At 74.2% G+C, this 11,393-nt stretch carries 9 protein-coding genes and 2 pseudogenes; 6 read left to right on the top strand and 5 right to left on the bottom strand.

Annotation, left to right across the window (positions count from 1 at the left end; translation table 11 throughout):
• From AB0F10_RS40695 to AB0F10_RS40685, 3 genes are all read left to right on the top strand, one after another.
• The coding region (locus AB0F10_RS40695; RefSeq protein ID WP_360638402.1) for a hypothetical protein at positions 1–329 on the top strand (329 nt) is incomplete at its 5' end.
• 43 nt (positions 330–372) lie between these two features.
• The gene (locus tag AB0F10_RS40690) at positions 373–543 is read left to right on the top strand and encodes a helix-turn-helix domain-containing protein (protein WP_360638399.1); all 171 of its coding nucleotides are present in this window, start codon (positions 373–375) and stop codon (positions 541–543) included.
• Positions 544–680: 137 nt separating this feature from the next.
• Complete coding sequence (locus AB0F10_RS40685; RefSeq protein ID WP_360638408.1) at positions 681–2,672, top strand: cellulase family glycosylhydrolase; 1,992 nt, start codon at positions 681–683, stop codon at positions 2,670–2,672.
• Here the strand turns inward: AB0F10_RS40685 and AB0F10_RS40680 are convergent.
• A complete protein-coding gene (locus AB0F10_RS40680; protein WP_360638396.1) occupies positions 2,669–2,881 on the bottom strand; it encodes a DUF4177 domain-containing protein in 213 nt (70 codons plus the stop codon). The two genes, AB0F10_RS40685 and AB0F10_RS40680, sit on opposite strands and share 4 nt — an antisense overlap.
• Positions 2,882–3,256: 375 nt before the next feature.
• Here AB0F10_RS40680 and AB0F10_RS40675 point away from each other — a divergent pair.
• The 3 genes and pseudogenes from AB0F10_RS40675 to gntF all read left to right on the top strand — a co-directional run.
• Positions 3,257–4,156 (top strand): annotated as a pseudogene (locus tag AB0F10_RS40675) (AMP-binding protein); the annotation flags it as partial.
• Entirely contained in the window at positions 4,157–4,591 is a 435-nt protein-coding gene (locus tag AB0F10_RS40670) for an AMP-binding enzyme (protein ID WP_360638405.1), read from the top strand.
• Positions 4,591–5,751, top strand: a pseudogene (gene gntF / locus AB0F10_RS40665) (guanitoxin biosynthesis pre-guanitoxin forming N-methyltransferase GntF); the annotation flags it as partial. The gene AB0F10_RS40670 and the pseudogene gntF, both read left to right, overlap by 1 nt.
• Before the next feature lie 90 nt (positions 5,752–5,841).
• Here gntF and AB0F10_RS40660 read toward each other — a convergent pair.
• The 4 genes from AB0F10_RS40660 to AB0F10_RS40645 all read right to left on the bottom strand — a co-directional run.
• Positions 5,842–6,444: a TetR/AcrR family transcriptional regulator gene (locus AB0F10_RS40660; protein WP_360638393.1), complete on the bottom strand. Its 603-nt coding sequence runs from the start codon at positions 6,442–6,444 to the stop codon at positions 5,842–5,844.
• Complete coding sequence (locus AB0F10_RS40655) at positions 6,437–8,422, bottom strand: biotin carboxylase N-terminal domain-containing protein (RefSeq protein WP_360638390.1); 1,986 nt, start codon at positions 8,420–8,422, stop codon at positions 6,437–6,439. The genes AB0F10_RS40660 and AB0F10_RS40655 overlap by 8 nt, the downstream gene beginning before the upstream one ends.
• A gap of 63 nt (positions 8,423–8,485) precedes the next feature.
• Positions 8,486–10,084, bottom strand: a complete 1,599-nt coding sequence (locus AB0F10_RS40650) for a carboxyl transferase domain-containing protein (protein ID WP_360638387.1) — start codon at positions 10,082–10,084, stop codon at positions 8,486–8,488.
• On the bottom strand, positions 10,081–11,393 hold a 1,313-nt coding region (locus AB0F10_RS40645; protein ID WP_360638384.1), incomplete at its 5' end, for an acyclic terpene utilization AtuA family protein. The genes AB0F10_RS40650 and AB0F10_RS40645, both read right to left, overlap by 4 nt.

The following is an 11,393-nucleotide window of genomic DNA, read 5'->3' as shown; positions in this document are numbered from 1 at the left end:
GTGCCGGCGCCGCGCCCGGCCGCCCGCCGCGGCGCCGCCGCGAAGACCGCAGCAGCCACCGGATCGGCTGCGAAGAAGGCCACAGCCACCGGATCGGCTGCGAGGAAGACCGCCGCTACTGGATCGGCTGCGAGGAAGGCGGCGGCTGCTGGATCGGCCGCGAGGAAGGCGGCGGCTGCTGGATCGGCCGCGAAGAAGGCGGCGGCTGCTGGATCGGCCGTGAAGAGGACGGCGGCTACCGGATCGGCTGCGAAGAAGACGGCGGCTACCGGATCGGCCGCGAAGAAGGCCGCCACTGCCGGATCGGCCGCCAAGCGCGCCGGGCGTGAGGCCGGCACCCCGGGGAAGCGGGCGACCAAGGACGCCGGCCCCGTGACGGCGGCAAACGGTCGCGCCTACCGGCGCATGCCGGAGGACTTCGCGGCCGTGCTCCGCCAGGCCGGCACGTCCACGGCGATCGCGGACCACTACGGGGTGCCCCGGCACACCGCGCAGGGCTGGATCCGGCGGCAGAAACAGACCGACGGCGCCGCCGGCCGATGAACCTCTCGACGTGGCCCGGGCGGCACCGGCCAGGTTGAGAATCGCTTAGCGCGCGCGGACGGCGGGCGTAGTGTTCCCTTTCGGTCGCGGGTGGCCTTAGATATGGACAAGGGCCGATGTCCCTGCCGAGGGGTTTGGTGGTCGTCTTGCGTCCCGCCGTTCGCACGCTGCTGGTTTCCGTGCTCATCACCGCCGTAGCGCTGCCGGGGCTGCCCGCGGCCGACGCCGCCGCGACCGCCCCGGCGGCCGCCGGCTGGGTGGCCCCGCTGAGCACCCGCGGCCGATACATCGTCGACGCCGACGGGGTGCGCTTCAAGCTGCGCTCCGGCAACTGGCACGGTGCCAGCGGGACCTGGAACGGCTCCGGCGACGTCGCCGACAACGCCGCGCACCACTCCGGCGAGAACTCGGGCCGGATCCCGCTGGGGCTCGACCGGGCGCCGCTCGCCGAGATCGTCGCCGGCTTTCAGTCGATCGGCCTCAACAGCGTGCGGCTCCCGTTCTCCGACGAGATGCTGACCGACCGGCAGCCGGTGACCGATGCGGCCGTGGCGGCCAACCCCCGGTTCCGGGGCCTGACGCCGCTGCAGGTCTACGACGAGGTGGTCGCCGGGCTCACCGGCGCCGGCCTCGCCGTGATCCTCAACAACCACACCAACACCACGCGCTGGTGCTGCGGCGTGGACGGCAACGAGCGGTGGAACGCGAGCCAGTCCACGCCGCAGTGGGAGGAGAACTGGCTGTCCGTGGTCCGCCGCTACGCCGGCAACCCCCGGGTGGTCGGCGCGGACCTCTACAACGAGGTACGCCGTACGGTCTGGGACGACCCGAACTGGGGCACCGGCGACGACCACGACTGGTTCGCCGCCTCGCAGCGGCTCGGCGACCGGATCCTCCGCGAGGCCAACCCCAACCTGCTGATCATCGTCGAGGGCATCAACTGGACCGGCATTCCCGCCGACGGCTTCGCGCACGGGCGTCCGACGCTGCGGCCCGTGGGATCGCTGTCGCACACGCTGGTGCGGTCCGGGAAGCTGGTCTACGCGGCACACTTCTACGACTACACCGGGCCCAACCACACCGGCGCGACCGGGATCGGCGAGACCAGCGACCCGCGTTACCGCGACCTGAGCGCCGCGGAGCTGCGCGACGTGCTGTACCGGGACGCGTTCTTCGTGGGCGCCGAGTCCGGCCGGCACTTCACCGCGCCGGTGTGGATCAGCGAGTTCGGTGTGGACGGCAACGCGCGGGCCGGCACGAAACAGCGGGACTGGTTCGCCGCCTTCGTCGATCTGCTGATCGCCGCCGACGCCGACTTCGCCTACTGGCCGGCGGTCGGCTGGGCGGAGAACCGCGGCGTCAACGGCTGGGCGCTGCTCTACTGGGACGCGGCCGGGCGGCGCACCGGACCGTACGACGGCGGCGACTGGCGGGCCGGCGCCTGGACCCGGCTGGTCACCTCCGAGGCCCGCGGCGGGTACGTCGATCCGGTGCCGCACTGGTCGATGCTGAGCCCGGACCACGGCGACTTCGTCCAGTCGCTGCGCATGCGCGACCGGCCGGACTGGGATTCCGGCGCCCGCAAGGCGGCCTGCCCGGACGGCCAGCGCCTGCTCGGCCTGGCGCACACCGGCAACCGGGGGCTGTGCACCGACATCACCGCCGGCGACCTGTGGGCCGCGTCGGCGGCGCATCAGGTCGTCACCGACGAGCGGTACGTCGCCGGCGACTGGGCCCCGGGATACACCAAGCTGCAGTGCCCGGCCGGTTCCTTCGTCATCGGGTACGCCGTGCGCGGCGACGCGATGTCGAGCGCCCTGTGCGCCACGGCGGCCACCGTCCCGGCGGGCGCCGGCCGGACGGTGTGGTTCGACCGCGGCGACAACCGCCCGGCGGGCGGCCCCGGCGGCGACTTCGCCACCGGCAACTACAAGGGACAGTGCGCCGACGACGAGTACCTGGCCGGCATCGCCTACACCCGCCGGCTGTTCTCCTCCCGTACCCCCGACGCGCTGTACTGCCGGAGGCTGATTGACGGCCGGGGGCCGGCCGCCGGCGGCGTGCCGGGTTCCACGCCACCGGCCGCACGATCGGCTCCCGCGCCGCAATCGCCCGTCAGGGTCCGCTAATTCGTCCTGGCCCGCTCGAACGTCACCAGTAGCCCCTCGACGCCGCCGGGCCCGATGCGTCCCTTCACCTCCGCGGAGGTGATCGCCTTGAGCCGCCAGCCCTGGTCCGCGTGTTCGTTGAGGACCTGCTCCAGCTTGTCGCCCGACATCTTGCCGCCGATCATCTTCTCCCGGAGCTCCAGGACCTTGTATTCATAGAGTTCAGCCATGCTCCCCATGCTCGCGCGTCGCATCCACTCGCGCACCACGGCGCGCTGACGCACCCGCTGCTGGTCGCGGCGGCGCCGCGCACACGATGGAGACACGGCGCGCAAACGATGGCTCGTTACGTTCCGCTCATCCGGCCTCGAGGCCGTCGAGCAGAGGAGCCACCATGACAGCGATCAGCCCACGACGAAGCGACCTCCCCGACGTCCCGGTCGGCGGCGTCACCCTGCCCGGCCTGGTCCTCGGGCAGGCGGGCCGCCTCGGCGACAAGCCGGCCCTGGTCGACGGCGGGACCGGCCGGGCGGTCAGCTACCGCGAGCTGGCGGCCGGCGTGGAGCGGACCGCGGACCTCCTGGCCGCCCCGCGGCTTCGCGCCCGGCGACGTCCTCGCTCTCTACAGCCCCAACGCGCCCGAGTACGCCGTGGCCGCGTACGGGGCGATGGCGGCCGGCGGCGCGGTCACCGGCGCCAATCCGATGCTGACCGCCGAGGAGCTGGCCGGACAGCTGGTCGACTCCGGTGCCCGGATCCTGGTCACGATCCCGCCGCTGCTCGAGCGTGCCCGCTCGGCCGCCGAGAAGGCCGGCGGCGTCGAGGTGCTGGGCTTCGAGGAGCTTGCCGCCGGCGAGCACCCGTCGGTGCGGATCACGATCGACCCCGCGACGGCGCTCGCCGCGCTGCCGTACTCCAGCGGCACGACCGGGCTGGCCAAGGGCGTCGAGCTGACGCACTCCAGCATGGTCACCAACGTGCGGCAGAGCCGCGCGGTCCTCGGCCCCGACGAGGACGACGTCGTTCTCGCCGTCGCGCCGTTCTTCCACGCCGTCGGCTTCAACCTGGTGCTGCCCGCGGCCCTGGCGGCCGGTGCGACCGTCGTCACGATGGCCCGCTTCGACCTCGGGGACCTGCTCCGGATCATCCAGGACCATCGGGTGACCTACTCCATCGTCGTCCCGCCGATCGTGCAGGCGCTCGCCGGGCATCCGCTGGTCGACGAGTTCGACCTGTCCTCGCTGCGCACCCTCGGCGTCGGCGCGGCGCCGCTGGACGCCGAGGTGGAGCTGCGCTGCGCCGAGCGGCTCGGCTGCATCGTCGGCCAGGGCCTCGGAATGACCGAGACGTCGTCGGTGATCACCGCGGGGCCGCTGGAGCAGCCGCGCCGCGGCTCGGTGGGGCGGCTGATGCCGAACACCGAGGCGCGCATCGTCGACGTGGACAGCGGCGCCGACCTCGCCGCCGGCCGTACCGGTGAACTCTGGGTCCGGGGTCCGCAGCTCATGCGGGGCTACCGCGACCGGCCGGCGGCCACCGCCGCGACCATCGACGCCGACGGCTGGCTGCACACCGGCGACCTCTGCTTCTTCGACGAGGACGGCTACCTGTACGTGACCGACCGGATCAAGGAACTGATCAAGTACAAGGGGTATCAGGTGGCGCCGGCGGAGCTGGAGCGCCTGCTGACGACGCACCCGGCGGTCGCCGACGCGGCGGTGGTGCCCCGGCCCGACCCGGACGCCGGCGAGGTCCCGGTCGGGTACGTGGTGCTGCGCGGGCCGGCGACCGCCGAGGAACTGCTGGCGTACGTGGCCGAGCGGGTCGCGCCGTACAAGCGGCTGCGCGCCGTGCGCGTCACCGACGCGGTGCCGCGATCGCCGGCCGGCAAGCTGCTGCGCCGCGTCCTGGTCGAGGCGGAACGGAACGCCGCCCGGTGATGCGGTCCCTCGCGAGGTGGGCGGTGAGCATCGCCGCCACCGCCGCCTCGACCTACGCGCTGGACGCGATCGCGACCGCCGCCGGAATCGGCCTGGTCGCCCTCGGCCCGCTCGACGGTCTCGGCGGAATCTGGCCGCCGGTGCTCCTCGTGGCGAGCTACGCGGCGTGGGTCTGGGGCCTGCGGACGGGGCTGCGGGCCAACTGGCGGCTGCTGGCCGAGACGGGTACCAGCACGAACGTGCTGTCGAAGGCCGCGTACGACCTGACCCGGCGCAGGACCGCGGGCGGGCGCGCGCCGCGGGTGGCGGCCGCGGCCGGCTACGCCGGCACGGAGATCGCCAAGGAGGCGCCCTACTACCTGGGCGCCTTCGCCGCCGCGCTGGTCAGCGACTCGATCACCGCGCACCGGGCGCTGATCTTCCTGATCGGGGCGAATCTCGGCGCCGCCCTCTACGAGTACGCCCTGGCCGGCCTCACCACCGCCGTGCTGCGCCGCCGGCGCGGCGGCTACGCGTCGTTCGAGGCGGACTGGGTGCCGGCGGAGTACCTGAGCGGCTACTACCGCGACGTCGAGCCGGACGAGATCGCCACCATCGCGTTCCTGGTCGCGGCGATGCGCCACGCGGACCGCGATCGGCCGGTCCTGTTCTTCGGCGTCGGTCCGACCCTGCACCACGTGTTCGCGGCCGCCGAGGTGGCCTCCGAGATCCACCTCGGCGACTACCTGCCGGCGAACCTGGCCGAGATCCGGCGCTGGCTGGACCGGGCGCCCGGCGCGCACGACTGGCGGCCGTTCGTGCGCCACACGCTGCGGTGCGAGGGCAACCCGTGCCCGACGGCCGAGCAGGTGGCGGCCCGCGAGGAGCTCACCCGTACGAAGATCACCGCGCTGCTGCGGGTGGACGGCCGGGACCCGCGCCCGGTGGACCGGGAGTACGCGACGGTGGTCAGCGCCTACTGCGCGGACTCCGCCACCGCCGACCGCGCGACCTGGGTGTCGTTCATGCGGCACATCACCGGCCTGGTCCGGCCGGGCGGCCTCTTCGTCACCGCGGCCCTGCGCCGGTGCCGCGGCTACACCGTGGCGGGGAAGGTCTTTCCCGGCGCCGACGTCGACGAGCACGACCTGCGCGCGGTGCTCCGGCCGGGCTTCGACGCCCGGGACGAGTCGATCGAGGTCGTCGCGCTGGACCGGTGGGCGCCGCACGGGTACGCGGGGATCGTGCTCTGCCGGGCCCGCCGGTTGCCGTCAGGCGGCCGGCAGGGCGGCGGCGAGCTGGTTCGACCAGGCGCGCACGACCCGGGCCCGCCGGCGGGAGTCGTCGGTCAGCACGTCCGCCAGGGCCAGGCCGCGGGCCAGGTCGAGGGTGGCCTGGATGAGGGCGCGCACGGCCGGGTCGGCGTCGTCCACCCCGAGCAGGCGCACCGCCCGCTCGTGCACGCCGCGGGCGAAGTGACGCTCCAGCGGGACCACCGCGGAGCGTAGCTCGGGCTCGGCGGCCGCCACGGTCCACACCTGCAGTGCGGCCCGGAACAGCTCGCCGCCGATGGCGTCGACCAGACCGGTCACCACCGCGTGCACCCGCTCCGGGCCGGAACCCCCGGGGTCGGGCAGCGCGTCGAGCAGCGCGGCCCGCTCGGCGAACATGTGCTCGAGCGCGGCGAGAATGAGCGCCTCCCGGGTACGGAAGTGGTGCTGCACCGCACCCCGGCTGATGCCGGCCTCGGCGGCGATGAACCCCACCGTCGAGGTCTCCCACCCGTGGCCGGCGAGGCAGCGGATGGCCGTCTCCAGCAGGTGCCGGCGGGTCGCCCGGGACCGGTCCTGCTTGGGTGCGGCGCCGTCAGGCATCCGCGCCGTCCGCGCCCGTCACCACCGCGAGCGGGGTGCCCTGGCCGACCTGCTGCCCGGCCTCGACCGGAAGCTCCGCGACCGTCCCGGCCGCGGGGGCGTGCACCACGTGCTCCATCTTCATGGCCTCCAGCCAGATCAGCGGCTGACCGGCGACGACGGCCTCGCCGACCCGCACACCCACCCGCACCACGGTGCCGGGCATCGGCGCCACCAGCGCACCGGCCGCGAGCGGCGACGACGGGTCGGTGAAGCGCGGCACCCGGCGCAGCTCGGCCGAGCCGCGCGGGCCCTCGACGACGACGCGGTCGTCGAACCGGCCGACGGCCCAGGCCCGGCGCACCCCGTCGACGTCGAGCACGACGCGGTCGGCGGCGGCGTCTACAAGCGCGAGCGTGGCGACGCCGGGCGGGTTCTGCGCGAGCTCGAGGCCGGAGCGGCCGAACCGGTACCGGACCTCGAACTCCCGCTCGCCGGCGGCGTAGCGGCGGCTGCGGTAGCCGACCGGGATGCTGCGGAAGCCGGCGGCGACGCCGGGCAGCAGCGGGCCGCGCTCGAACGCCGCGTCCGCCAGCGCCGCGATGAGGGCGCCGAGGGCCGGCTCCAGCCCGGTGCCGGCGGTCAGCGCGGCCGGCGGGTGCGCGGCGTAGAAGCCGGTGTCGGCGGTTCCGGCCAGGAAGTCCGAGTGCAGCAGGCTCGCCACCAGCAGGTCGCGGTTGGTGGTCACCCCGTGGACGCGGGCGCCGCGCAGGACCGCGGCCAGCTGCCGGGCCGCGGCCTCGCGGGTTTCCGCGTACGCGACGACCTTGGCGAGCATCGCGTCGTAGTGGGTGCCGACGACGCTGCCCCGCTCGACGCCCGAGTCGAGGCGGATCCCGTCCAGCCCGGCCCGTTCGAAGCGGGCGGTGACGCCGGGTACGTCGAAGGCGACGACGGTGCCGGTCTGCGGGCGCCAGTCGTCGGCGGGGCTCTCGGCGTACAGGCGGGCCTCGATGGCGTGGCCGGTCATCGCCGGCTCGGGGCCGGTCAGCGCGACGCCGGCGGCGACGTCGAGTTGCAGGCCGACCAGGTCGGTGCCGGTGACGCACTCGGTGACCGGGTGCTCGACCTGCAGGCGGGTGTTCATCTCGAGGAACCAGAAGTCGCCGGCGTCGTCGGCGAGGAACTCCACGGTGCCGGCGCCGCGGTAGCCGACCGCGGCCGCGGCGTCGCGCCCCGCGGCGAGCAGCCGCTTGCGCAGGCCGTCGCCGATCCGGTCGACGAGCGGCGCGGGCGCCTCCTCGATGACCTTCTGATGGCGGCGCTGCAGCGAGCACTCGCGCTCGCCCAGCGCCCAGATCGTGCCGTGCGCGTCGGCCAGGATCTGCACCTCGACGTGGTGCCCGGCCGGGAGGTACGGCTCGCAGAAGACGGTGGGGTCGCCGAACGCGGCGCCGGCCTCCCGCGCCGCCGACGCCACGGCGCCCTCCAGATCGGCGAGGGTGCGGACGATCCGCATGCCGCGCCCGCCGCCGCCGGCCGACGCCTTGACCAGCACCGGGAGGTGATCCTCGGTGACGGCGGACGGGTCGAGCAGGTCGAGCACGGGCAGGCCGGCGGCGGCCATCCGGCGCTTCGACTCGATCTTGGAGCCCATCACCTCGATGGCCTCGGGGTCCGGGCCGATCCAGGTCAGGCCCGCCTCGCGTACGCGACGGGCGAAGTCCGCGTTCTCGGCGAGGAAGCCGTAGCCGGGGTGGATCGCGTCGGCGCCGGCCAGCCGGGCCGCCTCGATGATCAGGTCGCCGCGCAGGTAGGTGTCGGCCGGCGCGGAGCCGGGCAGGCGTACCGCGCAGTCGGCCTCGCGGACGTGCGGGCTGTCGGCGTCGGGGTCGGCGAAGACGGCCACGGTGGCCAGGCCGCGGCGGCGGCAGGTGGCGAAGATCCGCCTGGCGATCTCGCCGCGGTTGGCGACCAGTACGCCGGTGATCGGGGTCATCTCTGCCTCACATCCGGCCGTTGGTGATCAGAACGCCTGTGATCGTCGGGGTCATCACTGGCCTCACATCCGGAAGACGCCGAAGGCGTCGGTGCCCTGTACCGGCGCGGTGTGTATCGCGGACAGCGCGACGCCGAGGACGTCGCGGGTGTCCCGGGGGTCGATGATGCCGTCGTCGTAGACGAGCCCGGACAGCACCATCGGCATCGCCTCCGCGGAGATCTGCTGCTCGATCGCGTGCCGGACCACCTGCGCGCCGTCCTCGTGGAACGGCCGGCCCTGCGACAGCGCGGACGCCTTGGACACCATGTAGGTGACGTCGGCGAGCTGCTGTGCGCCCATGACCGACGAGCGCGCGCTCGGCCAGGTGAAGACGAACCGCGGGTCGTAGGCGCGCCCGCACATGCCGTAGTGCCCGGCGCCGTAGGAGTTGCCGACGAGCACCGAGATGTGCGGGACGGTCGAGTTCGACACCGCGTTGATCATCATGGCGCCGTGCTTGATGATCCCGCCCTGCTCGTACTCCTTGCCGACCATGTAGCCGGTGGTGTTGTGCAGGAACAGCAGGGGAGTGTGCGACTTGTTGGCGAGCTGGATGAACTGTGCCGCCTTCTGCGCCTCGGCGCTGAACAGCACGCCGCGGGCGTTGGCCAGGATGCCGATCCTGAAGCCGTGCAGCTCGGCCCAGCCGGTCACCAGTGAGTCGCCGTACAGGGGCTTGAACTCGTCGAAGTCGCTGTCGTCGATGATCCGGGCGATGAGCTCCCGGGGGTCGAACGCCGACTTCAGGTCGGGCGGCACGATCGCCAGCAGGTCCTCGGCGGGGTACCGGGGTGGCAGCGGCCCGGCCGTCGCCGGGCCGGAGGCCTTGCGGTGGTTGAGCCGCGCGACGATGCGCCGCCCGATCCGGATGGCGTCCTGCTCGTCGACGGCGAAGTGGTCGGCGAGGCCGGAGACGCGGGCGTGCATCTCGGCGCCGCCGAGCGACTCGTCGTCGGCGTCCTCGCCGGTGGCGGCCTTGACCAGCGGCGGGCCGGCGAGGAACACCTTCGACCGGTTCTCGATCATCACCACGTGGTCGCTCATGCCGGGCAGGTAGGCGCCGCCGGCGGTCGAATTGCCGAAGACCAGCGCGATGGTCGGTATCCCGGCGGCGGACATCCGGGTGAGGTCGCGGAAGACGGCCCCGCCGGGGATGAAGACCTCCTTCTGCGTGGGCAGGTCGGCGCCGCCGGACTCGACGAGCGCGATGACCGGCAGGCGGTTCCGCAGCGCGATCTCGTGCATCCGCAGCGTCTTGCGCAGCGACCACGGGTTGCTCGCGCCGCCCTTGACCGTGGGATCGTTGGCCAGCAGCAGGCACTCCACCCCGCTGACCACGCCGATGCCGGCGACGACGCTGCCGCCGACGGTGAACTCCGAGCCGTAGCCCGCCAGCGCGGCCAGCTCCAGGAACGGCGAGTCCAGGTCGAGCAGCAGCTCGATGCGTTCCCGGGCGGTCAGCTTGCCCCGGGCGTGGTGCCGGGCGATCGCCTTCTCGCCGCCGCCGGCGACGGCCTTCGCGGTCTCGGCCGCGACCTCGGCGAGGGCGTCGAGCATGGCCTGCCGCGCGGCGCGGGCTTGCGCCCCGGCGGGCTCGAGGGTGGACCGCAGGATGGTCACGGGTACTCCTTCAACAACGACGCGGGGATGTCGACGTGGCGCGAGCGCAGCCATTCGCCGAGACCCTTCGCCTGTGGATCGAAGCGTGCGTGGTAGGCGACGCCCTGGCCGAGGAGGCCCTCGACGACGACGTTGACGGCCCGGATGCCGGGCAGCCGGGTGATCCGCACCGGCAGCGCCGCGGTCTCCGGCAGCAGGTCGCGGATCGTGTCCTCGGTGATCAGCGCGGCCAGCCACGGGTACGCCGCGTCCTCACGCACCCAGAGGCCGATGTTGGCGTCGCCGCCCTTGTCGCCGGAGCGTGCCCCGGCGAGCGTGCCGAGCGGCAGGCGCACGGTCGGCCCCGGATCGCCGGGTGCCGGCCCGGGCGCCGGGCCCGGCAGCGGCTCGAGGGCCCGGGTGAGCGGCGGCGCCCCGATCCGCTCGACGCTCCCGTCGTCGAGCACGACCTCGTGCTCCGGGACCGCCTGCGCCACGTACCCGGCGGTGAACACGCCGTACGGGTGCGCGCGCCCCGGCGGCGTCGTGCTGAAGAAGCCCGGGTAGGAGGCGAGCGCGACCTCGACGGCGGGGTTGGTGAACGCGCGGCCCGCGACCCGCTCGTCCGGGTCCCGGGCGGCGACGGTGAGCAGGGCGGACGCCCGCTGCTGCGTCGGCGCGTCCGGGGCGTCGACCCGGGCCAGGGTCCAGGTGATCTCGGCCGGCGCGGTGGCGCCGCCGGCAGCCTCGAACTGCCGGCGGAACAGGTCGGCCTTCGCCTCGATGTCGAGGCCGGTCAGCACGACCGTCATCTCGTTGCGGTAGCCGCCGATCCCGGTGCACGACACCTTGAGGCCGGGCGGGGGCGCCTCACCGCGTACGCCGGTGATCTCCACCCGGTCCGGCCCGGACTGGCGCAGCGAGATCGTGTCGAGGCGGGTGGTGACGTCGGGACCGGCGTAGCGCGCGTCGCCCACCTCGTACACGAGCTGCGCGGTGACCGTGCCGACGGTGACCGCGCCGGAGGTCCCGGGGTGTTTGGTGATGACGCTGGATCCGTCCGGGCGGATCTCGGCGATCGGAAAGCCCGGCCGGACCAGGTCGGCGATCTCGGTGAAGAACGGGTAGTTGCCGCCGGTGGCCTGGGTGCCGCACTCGATGACGTGGCCGGCCACCGTGGCGCCGGCGAGGGCGTCGAGGTCGGTGCGGCCCCAGCCGAAGCGGGCGACAGCGGGGCCGATGACCAGCGAGGCGTCGGTCACCCGCCCGGTGACGACGACGTCGGCGCCGCCGGCGAGGGCCCGGGCGATGCCGAAGGCGCCGAGGTAGG

Source organism: Actinoplanes sp. NPDC026623 (assembly GCF_040638275.1).
In the GTDB taxonomy this organism is placed as follows: domain Bacteria; phylum Actinomycetota; class Actinomycetes; order Mycobacteriales; family Micromonosporaceae; genus Actinoplanes.
This window is presented reverse-complemented; position numbering and strand designations above follow the sequence as displayed.

Excerpts from the sequence above, each read along its gene's own strand:
- AB0F10_RS40655 (WP_360638390.1), bottom strand. The coding sequence starts at position 8,422 with ATGACCCCGATCACCGGCGTACTGGTCGCCAACCGCGGCGAGATCGCC.
- AB0F10_RS40680 (WP_360638396.1), bottom strand. The coding sequence starts at position 2,881 with ATGGCTGAACTCTATGAATACAAGGTCCTGGAGCTCCGGGAGAAGATG.
- AB0F10_RS40670 (WP_360638405.1), top strand. The coding sequence starts at position 4,157 with ATGCGGGGCTACCGCGACCGGCCGGCGGCCACCGCCGCGACCATCGAC.
- AB0F10_RS40660 (WP_360638393.1), bottom strand. The coding sequence starts at position 6,444 with ATGCCTGACGGCGCCGCACCCAAGCAGGACCGGTCCCGGGCGACCCGC.